14 protein-coding genes are annotated in these 17,111 nt (G+C 71.9%); 4 read left to right on the top strand and 10 right to left on the bottom strand.

Annotated elements, in window-relative coordinates; translation table 11 throughout:
- Window positions 1-67 precede the first annotated feature (67 nt).
- The gene (locus V2S66_RS09755; protein WP_330794147.1) at window positions 68-721 is read right to left on the bottom strand and encodes an HAD family hydrolase; all 654 of its coding nucleotides are present in this window, start codon (window positions 719-721) and stop codon (window positions 68-70) included.
- A 121-nt stretch (window positions 722-842) separates the two neighbouring features.
- A complete protein-coding gene (locus V2S66_RS09760; protein ID WP_330794148.1) occupies window positions 843-1,349 on the bottom strand; it encodes a DUF6912 family protein in 507 nt (168 codons plus the stop codon).
- A gap of 140 nt (window positions 1,350-1,489) precedes the next feature.
- Here V2S66_RS09760 and V2S66_RS09765 point away from each other — a divergent pair, with 140 nt between their 5' ends.
- Entirely contained in the window at window positions 1,490-1,960 is a 471-nt protein-coding gene (locus V2S66_RS09765; RefSeq protein ID WP_330794149.1) for an Rv3235 family protein, read from the top strand.
- 130 nt (window positions 1,961-2,090) lie between these two features.
- Here the strand turns inward: V2S66_RS09765 and secA are convergent, their stop codons facing one another.
- Window positions 2,091-4,889, bottom strand: coding sequence for a preprotein translocase subunit SecA (gene secA / locus V2S66_RS09770; protein ID WP_330794150.1), 2,799 nt, complete (start codon window positions 4,887-4,889; stop codon window positions 2,091-2,093).
- A 178-nt stretch (window positions 4,890-5,067) separates the two neighbouring features.
- Here secA and V2S66_RS09775 point away from each other — a divergent pair, with 178 nt between their 5' ends.
- A complete protein-coding gene (locus V2S66_RS09775; RefSeq protein WP_330794151.1) occupies window positions 5,068-5,655 on the top strand; it encodes a GNAT family N-acetyltransferase in 588 nt (195 codons plus the stop codon).
- A 55-nt stretch (window positions 5,656-5,710) separates the two neighbouring features.
- Window positions 5,711-6,883, top strand: a complete 1,173-nt coding sequence (locus V2S66_RS09780; RefSeq protein ID WP_330794152.1) for a winged helix-turn-helix domain-containing protein — start codon at window positions 5,711-5,713, stop codon at window positions 6,881-6,883.
- Window positions 6,884-6,922: 39 nt separating this feature from the next.
- Here the strand turns inward: V2S66_RS09780 and V2S66_RS09785 are convergent, their stop codons facing one another.
- The 7 genes from V2S66_RS09785 to mtnA all read right to left on the bottom strand — a co-directional run bounded on the left by V2S66_RS09785 (window position 6,923) and on the right by mtnA (window position 15,477).
- Window positions 6,923-7,621: a response regulator transcription factor gene (locus V2S66_RS09785; protein WP_330794192.1), complete on the bottom strand. Its 699-nt coding sequence runs from the start codon at window positions 7,619-7,621 to the stop codon at window positions 6,923-6,925.
- Between the two features lie 183 nt (window positions 7,622-7,804).
- On the bottom strand, window positions 7,805-8,494 hold the full coding sequence (hpf, locus tag V2S66_RS09790) for a ribosome hibernation-promoting factor, HPF/YfiA family (RefSeq protein ID WP_330794153.1): 690 nt from the start codon (window positions 8,492-8,494) through the stop codon (window positions 7,805-7,807).
- Window positions 8,495-8,801: 307 nt separating this feature from the next.
- Complete coding sequence (locus V2S66_RS09795) at window positions 8,802-9,491, bottom strand: ComF family protein (protein WP_330794154.1); 690 nt, start codon at window positions 9,489-9,491, stop codon at window positions 8,802-8,804.
- A gap of 149 nt (window positions 9,492-9,640) precedes the next feature.
- Window positions 9,641-11,503 carry an LpqB family beta-propeller domain-containing protein gene (locus V2S66_RS09800; RefSeq protein ID WP_330794155.1) on the bottom strand — a complete coding sequence of 621 codons (1,863 nt, stop codon included), beginning with the start codon at window positions 11,501-11,503 and terminating at the stop codon, window positions 9,641-9,643.
- Entirely contained in the window at window positions 11,503-13,485 is a 1,983-nt protein-coding gene (gene mtrB, locus V2S66_RS09805; RefSeq protein WP_330794156.1) for an MtrAB system histidine kinase MtrB, read from the bottom strand. The genes V2S66_RS09800 and mtrB overlap by 1 nt, the downstream gene beginning before the upstream one ends.
- A complete protein-coding gene (mtrA, locus tag V2S66_RS09810) occupies window positions 13,486-14,175 on the bottom strand; it encodes an MtrAB system response regulator MtrA (protein WP_330794157.1) in 690 nt (229 codons plus the stop codon).
- A gap of 237 nt (window positions 14,176-14,412) precedes the next feature.
- Entirely contained in the window at window positions 14,413-15,477 is a 1,065-nt protein-coding gene (gene mtnA / locus V2S66_RS09815; RefSeq protein WP_330794158.1) for an S-methyl-5-thioribose-1-phosphate isomerase, read from the bottom strand.
- A gap of 102 nt (window positions 15,478-15,579) precedes the next feature.
- On the opposite strand from mtnA, the gene V2S66_RS09820 reads away from it, so the two are divergent.
- Window positions 15,580-17,019 (top strand): glycerophosphoryl diester phosphodiesterase membrane domain-containing protein, encoded by a 1,440-nt coding sequence (locus V2S66_RS09820; RefSeq protein ID WP_330794159.1) that lies wholly within the window; start codon window positions 15,580-15,582, stop codon window positions 17,017-17,019.
- Window positions 17,020-17,111: the final 92 nt, after the last annotated feature.

Here is a 17,111-nt window from a genome sequence, read left to right on the forward strand (position 1 = left end):
ATGCGCCGCCTTCGTACAAATGCACCACTCAGGTTTGGCCCGATTGGACAGAAACCGGCCCCCGGTCTCAGCCGGCTATGCGTTCTGCCTGTTCAACGGCCTCCGCCAGGGTCTCAGCGACCGGCACCCCCGCGGCGGCGAGTACCGCACGACTGTGCGAACCTCCGGTGTACAGCACGGCATGAGCACCCACGTGGGTGGCCGCCGCGGCGTCGTCCAGCGCGTCCCCGATCACCACGACGCGGCTGCGGTCGGCGATGCCGAGGGCGTCGAGGTGCCGGGCCATCTGGTGGGCCTTGCCCTCGGTCGAGGAGTCGACGCGGCCGTCCACCCGCTGGAAGTGGCGGGTGATGCCGTGGACGCCGACGATTCCGACGAGCTGGTCGTGCGGCGCGAGCGAGCACAGCGACTGGCCGAGTCCGGCGGAGCTACGCGCGGCCAGCAGTTCGGCGGCGCCTTCCGCCAGGCCGCAGCGCTCGGCAAGCGTCCAGTAGTGCCGGTGGAAGGTGGCGTCCATGACCTCCCACTCGGCGCCGGTGGGCAGCCGGCCGATGAGCCGCTCGTAGAAGCGGGGCACCGGCACGCAGTACAGCTCGCGGTACCGGTCGAGAGTGATCGGGGGCAGCCCGAGTTCGGCGAACGAGGCGTTCGTGGCCTCGATCACCGCGTCGATGTCGTGGAAGAGGGTGCCGTTCCAGTCCCACACCAGATGCGCGTTCACATCAGGAACGGTACCGGCGGACGGCGACAGGGCGATTGCGGCCTGTGGAAAACTCCGCCGTCCGCCAACCCGCCGGTCAGCGGGGTTGGTCAGCGGGCCGGACGGCCGACCCGTGGGCCGGTCAGCCGATCAGGTTGGGGATCTCCTGCGTCGCGTACCAGAGCAGCTCGTGGTCCTCGGCGCCGTCGACCGTGAACTGCGCGTCGTCGTCGCCGGTGTCGGCCGCGCCCAGCGCGGCGGCCGCGGCGCTCACGTCGGCCTGCGCGTCGTCGGCGTCGACGTGCACCGCCGCGGCCTCCGAGAACGGCACCGGCCGGGTCAGCCGCACCGCGCCCAGCGCCGAGGGGTCGAGACCGCGGTCCGGGTCGAAGCGCACGGCCGTCTCGGCCACCTCGACGGCGACGACGACGCGGCGGCGCGGCGCGTCCGGGTCCACCGCCAGCAGCCGAAGCGACGCCTGGGCGGCCCGGGTCAGCGCCGCGTACTCCAACTCCTCGATGTCGTCCGAGACGTACCACTCGCGCAGGCCCGGCGTCACCGCGAAGGCGTCCGGCGGGACGGGGCCCAGCTCACCGGCCTTGTGGGCGTCGGCGAGCCCGGTGAGGGTGGTGGGGATGTAGACGCGCATGGCGTGAAGCATACGGCGTAGGACCACCTTGATAGGTGAATCCCGGCGGACCGCGCCACGGCGGCGCGACCGCTTGCCCGCGCCGCCCCGAGCCCCCTACAACCGGCCTTACCAACCGGTAACGATCTTTGGGGGTTTTCATGCGGACACCGACGCAGACCGTCTCAGCCCGCCGTCCCGGAAGCGGCACCGCGCCGCCCGGCCGCCGCGACACCCGCCGCCCAGCCGCCCGCCCGGGAGCCGCCCTGCGGCCCGCGGTGCGCCCGCTGCCGCCGCACGTCTGGTTCGCCGGACGGCTGCTCGACGTGCTCACCGGCCGGCAGCCGCTGACCTGCCTGGCCGGCCGGGTCAGGGACGAGGCGTACCAGCGGCTCTGGGAGCTGCAGGCCGCCCGCACCGACTGGCGGGCCCGCGCCCGGGGCCGTACCCCTTACGTGTACCGCTGCCGCTACTTCCGCACCGCGGGCGGGGCGCTGGAGGTGACCGCCGTGGTCGCCCTGGACCACGACGTGTTCCGGGCGCTGGCCTTCCGCCTGGAGCCCGGCGACGAGGAGTCCGGGCCCGGCTACGGCCGGGAGCGCTGGCGATGCACCCAGGTCGCGGCGCGGTGAGCGGGCGGCCGCGCGCCGCCGGCCACCGCGCGTGCACCGGTTCTGGCGCCCGGGACGCGCGACGGCTCGGGGCCGGACCGTGAAGGCCCGGCCCCGAGCCGGTGATCGTGCGCGTCCGCCGCTGCCGCGGCTACTTCTTGCGGCGGCGTCCGCCCTTGGCGGCCTTGCGCCGCTCGGCGCGGGTCGTACCGTCGTCGTCGGCGCCGCCGCCGTCCACCGCGGCGCCCGCGAAGTCGCCCTCGACGACGCCGCCCTCGCCGTCCACCGTCGGCGCGGAGAAGTGCAGCCGGTCGGCGCGCTTGGGGGCCTCCAGGCCCTTGGCGCGGATCTCGGGCTGCTTGACCAGCGACGGCGGGGCGTCCTGGATGTCGGTCTGCGCCGCCACCGGGACCTCCTCGACCTGCTGCTCGACCTGGACCTCCAGGTTGAACAGGTAGCCGACGGACTCCTCCTTGATGCCGTCCATCATGGCGGTGAACATGTCGTAGCCCTCACGCTGGTACTCCACCAGCGGGTCGCGCTGCGCCATCGCCCGCAGGCCGATGCCCTCCTGCAGGTAGTCCATCTCGTAGAGGTGCTCACGCCACTTGCGGTCCAGCACCGAGAGCACCACGCGCCGCTCCAGCTCGCGCATGATCTCCTCGCTGAGCTGCTCCTCGCGCGCCGCGTACTGCTCCTGGATGTCGTCCTTGACGGACTCGGCGATGAACTCGGCGGTGATGCCGGCCCGGTCGCCCGCCGCCTCCTCCAGCTCCTCGACGGTGACCTTCACCGGGTAGAGCTGCTTGAAGGCGCCCCACAGCCGGTCCAGGTCCCAGTCCTCCGCGAAGCCCTCGCGGGTCTCGGCGTCAATGTACGCGTCGATGGTGTCGTTCATGAAGTGCTGCACCTGCTCCTGCAGGTCCTCGCCCTCCAGGACGCGGCGGCGCTCGCCGTAGATGACCTCGCGCTGCCGGTTGAGCACCTCGTCGTACTTCAGGACGTTCTTGCGGATCTCGAAGTTCTGCTGCTCGACCTGCGACTGGGCCGAGGCGATCGCGCGGGTGACCATCTTGTTCTCGATCGGGACGTCGTCCGGCACGTTGGCCATCGACATCACGCGCTCGACCATCTGCGCCTTGAACAGCCGCATCAGGTCGTCGCCGAGGGAGAGGTAGAAGCGGGACTCGCCGGGGTCGCCCTGACGGCCGGAGCGGCCGCGCAGCTGGTTGTCGATCCGGCGGGACTCGTGGCGCTCGGTGCCCAGCACGTACAGGCCGCCGAGGTCCTTGACCTCCTCGTGCTCTGCCTTCACCGCCGCCTCGGCGCGCTCCAGCGCCTCCGGGAGCGCCGCGGCCCACTCCTCCACGTGCTCGAGCGGGTCGAGTCCGCGCTGCCGCAGCTCGGCCTCGGCGAGGTCGTCGGGGTTGCCGCCGAGCTTGATGTCGGTGCCGCGGCCGGCCATGTTGGTGGCCACCGTGACAGCGCCCTTGCGGCCGGCCTGCGCGACGATCGACGCCTCACGGTCGTGCTGCTTGGCGTTGAGCACCTCGTGCGGGACGCCGCGCTTGGACAGCTGCGCCGAGAGGTACTCGGACTTCTCCACCGAAACGGTGCCGACCAGGACCGGCTGGCCCTTCTCGTGCTTCTCGACGATGTCCTCGACCACGGCCGCGAACTTCGCCTCCTCGGTGCGGTAGATCAGGTCCGGCTTGTCCATCCGGGCCAGCGGCCGGTTGGTCGGGATCGGCACCACGCCGAGCTTGTAGATCTGGTGGAACTCCGCGGCCTCGGTCATCGCCGTACCGGTCATGCCGGAGAGCTTGTCGTACAGGCGGAAGAAGTTCTGGAGGGTGATGGTGGCGAGCGTCTGGTTCTCGTCCTTGATGTCCACCCCTTCCTTCGCCTCGATCGCCTGGTGCATGCCCTCGTTGTAGCGGCGGCCGGCGAGGATACGGCCGGTGTGCTCGTCGACGATCATGACTTCGCCGTCCATGACGACGTAGTCCTTGTCGTTCTTGTACAGCTCCTTGGCCTTGATCGCGTTGTTCAGGTAGCCGACCAGCGGGGTGTTCACCGACTCGTAGAGGTTGTCGATGCCCAGCCAGTCCTCGACCTTGGAGACGCCGGGCTCGTGGATGGCGACCGTGCGCTTCTTCTCGTCGACGTCGTAGTCGCCGGTCTCCTCCTTGCCCAGGCTGCTGGCCTCGCCGCGGGTGAGCCGCTTCACCAGCCGGGCGAAGTCGCCGTACCACTTGGTGGCCTGGTCCGCCGGGCCCGAGATGATCAGCGGGGTGCGCGCCTCGTCGACGAGGATCGAGTCGACCTCGTCGACGATCGCGAAGTTGTGGCCGCGCTGGACCAGTTCGTCCTTCGACCAGGCCATGTTGTCGCGCAGGTAGTCGAAGCCGAACTCGTTGTTGGTGCCGTACGTGATGTCGCAGGCGTACTGCGCGCGGCGCTCGGCCGGCGACATGTTCGCCAGGATGCAGCCGACTTCGAGGCCGAGGAAGCGGTGCACCCGGCCCATCCACTCGGAGTCGCGCTCGGCCAGGTAGTCGTTCACCGTGATGAGGTGCACGCCCTTGCCGGAGATCGCGTTGAGGTACGCGGGCAGGGTGCCGACCAGGGTCTTGCCCTCGCCGGTGCGCATCTCGGCGACGAATCCCAGGTGCAGGGCCGCGCCGCCCATGATCTGCACGTCGTAGTGGCGCTGGCCGAGGACGCGCTTGGCGGCCTCGCGTACGGTGGCGAACGCCTCGGGCAGCAGGTCGTCGAGCGACTCGCCCTCCGCGTGCCGCTCCTTGTACTCGTCCGTGAGGGCCCTCAGCTCGGCATCGGAAAGGCTGACGAAGTCCTCTTCGATGGAATTGACCTGGTCCGCGATGCGGTGCAGCTTGCGCAGGATCTTGCCTTCACCTGCACGCATGATCTTGCTGATGACGGACACGTAGGCTGGCTCCTTGCCGGTCGGGCCTTGCGCGGCTCCCGCGCTGGCACAGCGGGGTTCCTGATCTGTCTCGTCCCGGCTGCAACGGCCATCGTAAGCGAGGAGACCAGGGGGCCGGGAGGCCCGGCATCAGCAAAACGGTTTTCCACCGCGCAAGGTGCCCCGCGATACTCGGCAGATGGAGCCGATCACCCTCAGCACCGACCGCCTGCACCTGCGTCCGCTGCGGCCATCGGATGCCGGGGCCGTGCACGCGGCCTGTCAGGATCCGGACATACCGCGCTGGACGAGCGTCCCGTCACCGTACAGCCGCGAGCACGCGGAGTCGTTCGTCGCGCGGACGTGCCCCGAGGGCTGGCGCGACGACAGCGTCTACAACTTCGGCGTCTTCACCCGGGCCGGCGGCACGCTCACCGGCACCATGGGCCTGCTCCGCCTGGCGCACCTGGCCGCCCCCGACCACCAGGCCGAACTCGGCTACTGGACGGTCAAGGAGCAGCGCGGCAGGGGGTACACCACGGAGGCGGCCCGCGCGGTGTGCGACTGGGCCTTCGACTCCCTCGGCGTGGAGCGCCTGGAGTGGTACGCGGAGGCCGGGAACGAGGGCTCGCGCGCGGTGGCGCTGAAGGTCGGCTTCGTGATGGAGGGCACCATCCGCTCCAGGATCGTCCACGAGGGGACCCGGCGGGACGCGTGGAGCGGCTCGCTGCTGCCCTCGGACCGGGACCGCGCCGCGGCGACCGCCTACCTCCCCTACCCGCGCTGAGGCCCTCCCCGAGGACCGCCGCCGCTTGTCAGTGGCCGGTCCTAGGCTGAGCGCCATGACGACCGCGCCGCCGCCCCAGCTCTCGCTCTCCGCCGACGAGGCCCGCAGGCTCGCCCTGCGCGCCCAGGGTTTCCTGGGCGCCCCGGACCGGCAGGCGGGGACCCGCGGGGTGCTGCGCTCGCTGGGCGCGGTGCAGCTCGACACCATCTCGGTGCTGGCCAGGTCGCACGAGCTGATCCCGTACGCCCGGCTCGGCGCGGTCGGCAGGGACGCGGTGGAGCGCGCCTACTGGACCGAGAACCACGCCTTCGAGTACTGGTCGCACGCCGCCTGCATCCTGCCCGTCGAGGAGTGGCCGCACTTCGCCTTCCGGCGGCGCGCCATGCGGGCCCGCGGCCACCGCTGGCACCGCCTCGCGGACGCCGGCAGATCCTGCGCCGCGGTCCTCGACCAGCTCACCTCGCAGGGACCGCAGACCTCCACCCAGCTGGGCGGCGCGAAGAACGGCGGACCGTGGTGGGACTGGTCCGAGACCAAGATCGCGGTCGAGTGGCTGCTGGACACCGGCCAGGTCGTCTGCACCGAGCGCCGCGGCTGGAAGCGGGTGTACGACCTCGCCGAGCGCGCCGTGCCGGACGCCCTGCTGCACGACGACATCGAGGACGCCGAGTGCATGCGCCGGCTGGTCGCCCAGGCGGGCGCCGCCATGGGCGTGGCCACCAGGGCCGACCTGGCGGACTACCACCGGCTCAAGGGCGAGCAGGTCGCCGCGGTGATCGACGGCACCGGCCTGGTCCCGGTGGAGGTCGAGGGCTGGGCGAAGCCCGCGTGGGCGGACCCGGCGGCGCTGGCGAGCGAGCCGCGCGGGCGGCACCGCACCACTTTGCTGTCGCCCTTCGACTCACTGGTCTGGGACCGCCCGCGCACCGAGCGGATCTTCGGCTTCACCCACCGGCTGGAGGCGTACACCCCCAAGTCCAAGCGCGTCCACGGCTACTTCGCCATGCCGCTGCTGGCCGGCGGCAGGCTGGTCGGCCGGGTGGACCCGGCGCGCGAGGGAAGCACCCTGGTGGCACGGCAGGTGTCGCTGGACGGCCCCAAGGCGGTGCAGCCCGCCGCCGACGCGATCACCGAAGCGGCCGGCTGGGTCGGCTGCGGGGAGGCCCGCGTCGAGCGGGTGCTGCCCGAGACGCTGCGGGAGCCGCTGGTCATGGCGCTCAAGCGCTGACGCCCAGCAGCAGGCGGCCGACGGCCGGGCGGCCAGCGGCTAGCGGATCTCCAGGATCTTCTCGCGCATCGCGTAGACCACGGCCTCCATCCTGGAGTGCAGCTGAAGCTTCTCCAGGATGTTGCGCACGTGGTTCTTCACGGTGTTCTCGCTGATGAACAGCTCTTTGGCGATGTCCCTGTTGTTCAGACCAGTGGCGACGAGCTTCAGCACCTCCAGCTCCCGGTCGGTGAGCTTGGGCGCGGGCAGCAGCCGTCGCTCGTCGGTGCGCTGGATCATCGACTTGAACTCGGTCAGCAGCTTCGACGCCATCGACGGGCTGATCTGCGACTGGCCGTCGGCCACCGCACGGATCGCGGTCGCCACCTCGTCGGTGGAGATCTCCTTGAGCAGGTATCCCGTCGCGCCGGCCTTGATCGCCTCGTAGAGGTCGGCTTCCTCGTCGCTTATCGTCAACATGATGATCTTGGCGCTGGGAGCCACCTCCTTGATCGAGGTGCACGCCTCGATACCGCCGCGGCGCGGCATGCGCACGTCCATCAGCACGATGTCGGGCAGCAGGTCCGCGGCCTTCTCGACCGCTTCCGCGCCGTCCCCCGCCTCGCCGACGACCTCGATGTCCTCCTCGGTGGCCAGCACGATCTCCAGACCCCTGCGGAACAGCGCGTGGTCGTCGACCACCAGCACCCTGATGGGTTCCGCAACCGCAGGATCGGGCCGTTCGCCGTAGGCGGCCATGCGCTCGCCGGTGCCCCCGTGCTCGAAGTCCGGCATCAGATCCCTCCCCCTCGGACCAGAGTTGGCCCCCGGTCCAGCATTTCACGTCCGAGCACTCCGGTGCCCCCAGGACGACCCGGGGGCACCGGAGTTGCTGCGTGCGCGCGCCACCGCGCGGCAGGCGCGCGGTGGCGCGGAGCGCGGTCAGACTTCGTGGTTGAGCGCGCCGCCGGCTCCGGCCGGCGCCCCCGCCCCGCTCTCGTCCGCGTTCAGATGGATGACGCCGTAGTCGTAGCCGTGCCGTCGGTACACCACGCTGGGCTGCTTGGTCTCGCTGTCGACGAACAGGTAGAAGTCGTGGCCGACCAGCTCCATCTCGTAGAGCGCCTGGTCGAGCGCCATCGGCGAGGCGGCGTGCGTCTTCTCCCTGACCACCAGCGGTCCCTCACCGCGCACCTCCAGCGGGCCGAACCTGGTGGTGGGCACGCCGTCCGTGGCCTCGTCGGCGATCAGCACCCCGTCGCCGTTGAGCCGCGCGGCGTCCGGCACGGTCGTGCCGACCTCTGCCGCGGGCGTCCTGCCGTTCCCGCGGCGGGTGTGCCGCTTGCTGGCCGCCTTGCGCAGACGGGCCTCCAGCTTGGTGACCGCCACGTCCAGGGCGGCGTACGGGTCGGCGGCTGCGGCTTCGGCACGCACCACCGGTCCCCGCGTGTTCAGCGTGATCTCCACCCGGTCGCAACGGTCCGCCTGCCGGGGGTTGAGCTCCTTGGACACCTCGACGTCGAGGCTGATCACCTTGCCGTCGAGCTTCTGGATCTTGTCCAGCTTCTCGGCCACATGCTTGCGGAACCGCTCGGGCACCTCGGTCTTGCGGCCCTTGACGACGATGTCCACGCAGAACTCCGTTCCCGGACCACCTCTTCGACCAGAGGTGATCCCTTTCCTGAGGCCAGGACGGGTGCCAGTCCCGTCCGGCGCTGCGTTGGCTGCCGCTTCGCCCGCCCGGGGCTTCCGGGGGCCACGAAGCCGCGGCTTTCACCTCCTTCTGCCCCACTGGGAAGATCAACACCCCAGGTGTTCGCTTCCCTCTCCCCCGAACATAGTCCCGGAGTGTGGAAGTCGGCATCCCCAACGGCGCGCTAGCGCTGTTCGGGTGAATCCACGCCCGTGCTACCTGCGGTAATGCGTGTTCAGGCAGAACTCAGGCATCGCGTGGCGCGGCCACCACCGCCGCCCCCGCCACCTGCCCTCCGGCGACAGCCACGGCCTGAGCCGACACGGTCAGTGACGCCCCGGTGGTCATGAGGTCGTCCACCAGCACCACCGGCGCGAGCGCCAGCAGCGCCGCCTGCCCCGGCGCGGCCGCGACCGCCCCCGCCAGGTTGGCCAGCCGCCGGGCCGCGGTCAGCCCGGACTGGTCGGCGACCGGACGCCGCTGCCGCAGCGCCGGCACGGTCCTCGCGGGCAGCCCGCGGCGCCGCAGCTCCCTGGCCGCCGCCCGGGCGATCCGCGCGGTGGGGTCGTGCCCGCGCTGCGCGACCGTACGCCGGGCCGAGGGCACCGGCACGAGCAGTACCGGCCTGACCCCGGCCCCGCTCAGGACCGCCGCCAGCACCGCCCCCGCCAGGGCGGCGCCGAGCGGCGCGGCGAGCCCCAGCGCACCCCGCTCCTTGTGCGCCAGCAGCACGGCCCGCACCTCGTCCTCGTACGTCCCCGCCGCCCAGACCGGGGGCAGCCCGGACGGCTCGGGCGACGGCCGCACCCGCCGCGCGGTGGCCGCCCCGCCCAGCCGGCAACGGCACCGCTCGCACAGTTCGGTCCGCGGACGCCCGCAGCCCGCGCAGTCCACCGGCAGCACCAGCCCGGTGATCTCCTGCCACCAGCCCCGCATGAGTCCACTGTGCGGGCCCGCGGCCCACCGCCGCCAGTCAGCCCTTCGGGTCTGTGGACAACCCGCGGACCCGCCACCGACGAGCAGGTTCAGCCTCCGGCCGGAGCTGCCGGGGACCCGCGCCGGATCAGCTTCGGACCCGGGCCGGATCAGCCCGGATAGGCGGGGCTGACGCCCTTCGGCTTGATCTGCCGCCAGTCGCCGTCCGCCGACAGCACGTAGACGCTGTCCTTGTACGAGGCCAGCAGCGGCTGGCCGGAATCCTCCGACGCGGCCACCGACGCCGCCTCGCCGACGCCGCCCTGCAACGCCGTGATGACGGAGCCGTCGGTGTTCATGTACTCGGTCTTCTGGACCCCAGCGGTCTTGCTGTCCAGCGCCACCAGCCGGCTCGGCCCGGCCCACGACACCGACGCGACGTTCTCTCCCGGCACGCTCAGCCGGCGCAGGCCCGTCAGGGCGAAGGCCGGGTGGTCGAGGCTGCCGGTGCGCTGGACCAGGCCCAGCTCCAGCGCCAGGTCGTCGCCCTGACGCACCAGCAGTGCCACCCGCACACCGTCGGAGGACACCCGCAGCGCCTCCACCCGCCCGTCCATGACGGGTGTCGCCACCGTCACGTACGGACCGTGCCCGTCGGGCAGGACCATCAGCTTGGGGGCGACGGGGTTGCGGTCCGCGATCCACAGGTCGCCGAGGCCGTCCCAGCTCGGCGGGCTCAGTCCGTCGCCGGGGCCGGCGCCCGTGCTGACGACCACCGGCGGCTGGAAGGTGTCGCCGGTGACGAGCGGACCCACGACCAGGTCGTGCCCGTTGTCGCGCACGCCCGCCGCCATCGACTCGTCCCGCCGGACGGCCACCGAGTCCAGGTCGGCCTTGCTGCCGCCGAAGGGTCCCGCCACCGGCGACGCCGACAGCGACGTGCTCTTCCCGTCACCCGGATCCAGCTGCATCAGCCGGTGCTGGTTGTCCGCGCTGACGAAGTACGGCTGCGGCGCCGATCCGACCAGGTTGCCCGGCTGGTGGACCTGCGGGCTGTCGCCGGACAGCGAGCAGATCGCCGTACCGTCCGGGCGCTCCACCTCGGCCAGTGCCAGCTTCGCCGACGCCTGCGCCTGCACGGTGGCGAACAGCTGCGCGGCCAGCCGGGTGCACTCGCCGCCGTGCAGCCGCTGCGCGGACCGCTTGTCCAGCCGCACCTTCAGATGCTGCGAGTCGTCCAGGCTTACACCCTGGTCGGCGCCCTCGGTGTCCAGCGCCGCTCCCGAGGGCGCCGCGGTGGTGACCACGTCGTCCAGCCAGGCGCTGGGGCCGCCCAGCAGGGTGGCCACCGTCGACCCCAGCGAGTCGTTCTGGTTGCGCAGGTACACCGGGTCCGCGACGAGCGCGTCCTCGGCGCCGCCGCCGGAACGGCCCGGCGCCTTCGGGCCGAGCTTGGCGAAGTAGTACATGTTGACCGAGTGGTAGACCCGCTGGAAGTCCGCGGCGGACATCACCAGACCGTTCTCCAGGCCGTCGATCCGCCACTGGCTGCCCTGCCTGACCAGCCGGAACGTGGTGCTGAAGGGGCGCTGGTCCGGCTCGTAGGCATGCTTGGCGTCCACCCGCGCGGTCATCGTGCCGGAGAGGGTCATCACGGCGAAGCCGTCTTTGCGGCTGGTGTTGTCGTCCTGGTCGGGGACCAGCTTGTCGACCGAGTAGACCGCGATGCTCCGGGTCGGGTCCCAGCTCTTCCCGGTCTCCTTGGTGAGGTACTTCTTCGCGGTGGCGAAGTCCGGCTCGCTGCCGGTGGTCGCCTCCAGGAAGCCGTAGACGATCTCCATGGCGCTCTCGCCGGAGTGCGGCGCGACCGGGACGACCCGCACCTGGGTGTCGGCGTCGGCGCGCTGCCCGTCGCCGACCTTGCGCACCTCGCCGCTGCTCGGCATGGACGCGCAGCCGGCCAGCAGCGCCGCCGCGCACACCGGCAGCAGGCTCCGGCGCAGCACCCGCCCACGGCCCCCCGTCCACCGCATCAGAACTCGTCCTTCCGCGCTGCTTCCCTGTGCCCCACCACGCGCGCGCCGCTCCCCGGCAGCGCCGCCGGGTCCGCCGTCGGCGGCCGGGCGGGCATCGGCGGTATGGCCGGCAGCCGGCCGGTCCGTCCCGCCGTCTCACGTATGTGCCCGTTGGGGCCGGCGACCGCCGCGGGGCCCGCGCCGTCGGCCGCGCCGCTGCGCGGCTCCGGCACCGCGGGCTGCCCGGCGGCGCCGGACCTGGCCGGCAGCCCGGAGGACCTCAGCCCGCGGTTGCGCCGCGAGTCGTCAGGCTCCAGCGGTATCGGCGAACCGCGCAGCGCGTCGCCCGCGGTCCGCGGCAGCGTCATCCGGAACTGCGAACCGCCGCCCGGCTCGCCCCACGCCTGCAGCCAGCCGCCGTGCAGCCGGGCGTCCTCCACCGCGATGGACAGACCCAGGCCGGTGCCGCCGGTGGTGCGCGCCCGCGCCGGGTCGGCACGCCAGAACCGGTTGAAGACCCGGGTGGCCTCGCCCGGCTTGAGCCCGACGCCGTAGTCGCGCACCGCGACGGCCACCGCGCCGCCGGCCGTCGCCAGCTGCACCACCACGTCGCGGCCCTCACCGTGCTCGATCGCGTTGACCACCAGGTTGCGCAGCACCCGCTCCACCCGGCGGCCGTCGGCCTCGGCTATCACCGGCTGCGCGTCACCGCGGACGATCACCCGGCTGCCCTTGTTCTCCGCAAGCGGCTCGGCGGCGTCCACCACCCGGTGCACGACGTCGCGCAGGTCTATCGGCTCGGCGGCCAGATCGGCGGCGCCCGCGTCGAACCTGCTGATCTCCAGCAGATCGGAGAGCAGCGACTCGAAACGGTCCAGCTGGTTCTGCAGCAGCTCCGCCGACCGCGCGGTGATCGGATCGAAGTCGACCCGCGCGTCGTGGATCACGTCGGCGGCCATCCGCACCGTCGTCAGCGGGGTGCGCAGCTCGTGCGACACGTCGGAGACGAACCTGCGCTGCATCCGCGACAGGTCCTCCAACTGCTGGATCTTGACCTGGAGGTTCTGCGCCATCTTGTTGAAGGACTCGCCGAGGCGGGCGATGTCGTCCTCGCCGGTGACCTGCATCCGCTCCTGGAGCCGCCCCGCGGCCAGCCGCTCGGCGATCCCCGCGGCCATCCGCACCGGCGTCACCACCTGCCGGGTGACCAGCCAGGCGATCGCGCCGAGCAGCACCACGACGAATATCCCCGCGGTGGCCAGCGTCCCCTTGACCAGCCCGAGGGTCTTCTCCTCCTGGTCGAACGGGAAGAGGTAGTAGAGCTCGTACGCGTCCCCGTTGGCGTCGTACATCCGCTTGCCGACGGCCAGCGACGGCCGCGGCGGACTGCCGTCGTTCGTCCTGGCGAGCGTGTACTCCTTGTACGCGCCGGCGTGCGTCTCGACGGTGCCGCTGAGCGAGTCGGGGATGCTCTCGTCCGGCAGGATGCTGCCGGAACCACGCGATCCGCGGGCGCTGCCGGTGCCCTGGCCGAGCGGAGGCATGTCCTCTCCGCCGGCCGGGCTGAGCGTGGCGATCCAGTAGACGCCGTTGCCGCCACTGGCCAGTTGCTGGACCAGCTGGTTCAGCCACTCACTGGAGTTGATCGGCTTCACCGGGCTGCCGGCGGCCGACGCGTCCCGCGACTGGCTCTCGTCGGCCATCCGCTCGGCGATGGAGAAGCCGCCGGCCGCCTGGTTGGTCGCCGCCTTCTCCTTCGCGTCCAGCAGGCCGTTCTTGACCTGCCCGATGACGACGAAGCCCAGCAGCAGCACGACGCCCACGGACATCAGCAGCGTGAAGGCCACCACGCGCAGCTGGATGTTCCGCCGCCACAGCCGCACCGCGGGCTGCACCGGTCGCCTGGCCCAGCGCACGCACGAGCGAATCACCGGAAGCAGCCCCCGCATGGGGTCCGCCAGCCGGCTCTCCAGGCGTTCCCGCTCGTACGACGCGCACATCTAGCCCGGTCCTGCCTTGTACCCCACGCCGCGGACCGTGACCACGATCTCGGGACGCTCCGGGTCCTGCTCGACCTTCGACCGCAGCCGCTGCACGTGCACGTTGACCAGGCGGGTGTCGGCGGCATGGCGGTAGCCCCACACCTGCTCCAGCAGCACCTCGCGGGTGAACACCTGCCACGGCTTGCGGGCCAGCGCCACCAGCAGGTCGAACTCCAGCGGAGTCAGCGCGATCGGCTGGCCCTCCCGCTTCACCGAGTGGCCGGCGACGTCGATCACGAGATCGCCGATCGTCAGCTGCTCGGGCGTCGGCTCCTCGGCGCGGCGCAGCCGTGCCCGGACCCGCGCCACCAGCTCCTTCGGCTTGAACGGCTTGATCACGTAGTCGTCGGCGCCCGACTCCAGGCCCACCACCACGTCCACCGTGTCGCTCTTCGCCGTGAGCATGACGATCGGCACGCCCGACTCGGCCCGGATCTGGCGGCACACGTCGATGCCGTCCCGTCCGGGCAGCATCAGGTCCAGGAGCACCAGATCGGGCTTGGTCTCCCGGAAAGCGGCCAGCGCCTTGTCACCGTCCGCGCAGAACGACGGCTCAAAACCCTCTCCGCGCAGCACGATGCCGAGCATCTCTGACAGCGCGTTGTCGTCGTCGACGACCAGGACACGTCCCTTCATACCGACCATCATCTCATTTACGTATCGGTTCCCGTGACCAACGGTGATGGAGGTCACGGGCCAGGGCCGATGTCCATGGTTGTCCATGGATGTCCAGCGGCATCCGTCGCCCTCGCACATCAGGCGTCGATGTCGCGCTGTCGTACGGCCGCGACCCTAGATCATGCGGCCAGTATGGACTGGTCCGCGGCCGTACGGCACCCGTACGGCCCGCGGGACACAGCGGCCGTCACCCTCCGTCACTGTCTGTCATACCCCGGTACGCTTCGCGCACACCGCCGCCAGCCGATCGGCGGTCACCGGCGAGATCACGCCGTTCTCGGTGACGATCGCCGTGATCAGAGCGGCCGGCGTGACGTCGAAAGCGGGGTTGTACGCCTGGGTGCCCAACGGCGTGGGCGCGAGATCGGTGACCTCGCTGCCGGGCCGCTGCTCGATCTCGATGGACGCGCCGTCGGGCGTCTCCAGGTCCACCGTCGTGGTCGGCGCGACGACCACGAACGGCACCTGGTGGTGGTGCGCCAGCACCGCCAGCGGATAGCTCCCCACCTTGTTCGCCGTCGAGCCGTCCGCCGCGATCCGGTCCGCGCCGACGAGCACCGCGTCGACCTCGCCCGCGGCGAACAGCGAACCCGCCGCGCTGTCCGCGAGCAGTGTGTACGGCATTCCCGCGCGCGCAGCCTCATACGCCGTCAACCGCGAGCCCTGCAACAGCGGTCGCGTCTCGTCCACCCACAACCGCCGCAGTTCACCCGAACGATGGGTGGCCAGCACCACGCCCAGCGCCGTGCCCTCACCACCCGACACCAGGGCGCCGGTGTTGCAGTGCGTCAGAATCCGGTAGCCGCCGCCCGAGACCAGCTCGGCGAGCAGCCGCTCCCCGTGCGCCGCCATCGCCGTGCTCGCCGCCGCGTCCTCCGCGTGCACCGCGCGGGCCTCGGCGAGCGCCGCCGCGGGACCCTCGTCCTGCCCGGCCCCGCGGTACGCCGCCGCGGCGCGTTCGACGCCGTAGGCCAGATTCACCGCCGTCGGCCGGGCGTTGGCGAGGAGGTCCACCGCATCCTCCACGTCATAGCCGCGGGCCGCGGCCAGCGCCACACCGTACGCGCCCGCCACCCCCAGCACCGGCGCGCCACGGACGGCGAGGGAACGTATCGCCCCGACGAGCGCCTGCACGTCGGTGCAGCGCAACTCGACCTCTTCGTGCGGCAGCCTGGTCTGGTCCAGCAGGACGAGGACGGGCCCGTCAGGCGGCTCCTCCCATCGCACGGTGGGGATGACGGTGTTCTCCGGTCGTGTGTCGTGATCACCCATTCCCTCAGTCTGCCCTGCCAGGGCCGGTTGACGGCAGCCCGTGACACGATGGGCCGCCAGTACCGCACCGACAGCACGAGCCATATGAAGGGGCAGCCTTCCATGACCAACATTCCGGGCCCGACGCCCGGATCCTCCGACTCGCCCGAGCCGGACGACGGCGACAGCCCCACCGTCGACGCACACGACGCCGGTCCCGCGCAGGACGCCCGTCCCGCCTCCGATGCCGGTCCTTCTTCTGCCGGTCCCTCTTCTGCCGGTCCTTCTTCCGACGCGGCCACTCCGTCGGAGGAAGCCGCAGCCGTCGAAGCCCCGCAGAACGTGGCCGCGGGACAGGCCGGCTGGGCCCAGCAGCAGCCCCCGCCCGTCGAGGGCTGGGGACGCTGGGCTCCGCCGCGGACGCAGCCGCCCGGTGGCCAGGTGCCGCACCAGGGACAGCCCCCCTCCCCCGAGACCGGGCAGCAGCCCCCGTACGGCGGGCCCCGCTGGGGTCCCGCGGCAGGCGGCGGATGGCAGCAGCCGACCGGCGCGGGATGGGGCCGGCAGGTGCCGGCCGCGCCCAAGCCGGGCATCATCCCGCTGCGGCCTCTCGGCATCGGCGAGATCCTGGACGGCGCCATCGCCAACCTCCGCCGCAACTGGCGCGCGGTCATCGGCACCACCCTGGGGGTCGGCCTCGTCACGCAGACGGCCGGCGCGATCTTCCAGCACCAGTTCGTCGACACCAGCAGCCTGGACGACCTGCAGGACAACCCCCACCCGACCGCCGGCGACTTCATGCATGCCATCGGCGGCTCCATGGCGGCCTCCGGGCTCAGCCTGCTCGTCACCATGGTCGGCACCATCATCGCGACGTCGATGCTGACCGTCGTGGTCAGCCGTGCGGTGCTCGGCCGCGCCGTCAGCGCTTCCGAGGCGTGGAGCGCGGCCAGGCCCCAACTCCCGCGCCTGCTCGGCCTGACGCTCCTCACCCCGCTGCTGATCGCCCTCGTGGTCGCCGTCTGCGCCCTGCCCGGCGGCCTGGTCGCACTCGCCGGCTCGGACGACGGCGGGCTCGCGCTCGCCACCCTCGGCGTGCTCGGCGGCAGCGTGGTGGCCCTGTGGCTCGGAGTCCTGTGGAGCCTGGCCTCACCTGCGCTGATGCTGGAGAAGCAGGGCATCGTGGCGGCGATGAAGCGGTCCATGAAGCTCGTACGGGGCTCGTGGTGGCGGGTCGCCGGCGTGCAGATCGTCTCGGTGATCCTCGTAGTCATCGTGTCCTCGATCATCGAGCTGCCGTTCACCCTCGTCGGGGCCACGGTCACCGGCGACAGCGTGACGAACCTCTTCAGCACGGACAACGCGACGAGTTGGGGCTATCTCATCTTCGTCGCCATCGGCGGCGTCATCGGTGCGGCCCTCACCCTGCCGATCAGCGCCGGCGTCACCACGCTGCTCTACATGGACCAGCGCATCCGTCGTGAGTCCCTGGACCTCGAACTGATCCGGGCGGCCCAGGAGCAGCAGCCGCAGGCGGCAGCGACGCAGGCCGGGGCGCAGTGACGGAAGCGCGGTGACGAAGGAACGGCAACCGCGGTAAACGGAAACACAGAAAAGCCCCGGCTCCGAGTCGAAACTCGGAGCCGGGGCTCTCA

It is taken from the genome of Actinacidiphila polyblastidii (genome assembly GCF_036353415.1).
GTDB classification, from domain to species: Bacteria; Actinomycetota; Actinomycetes; order Streptomycetales; family Streptomycetaceae; genus Actinacidiphila; species Actinacidiphila polyblastidii.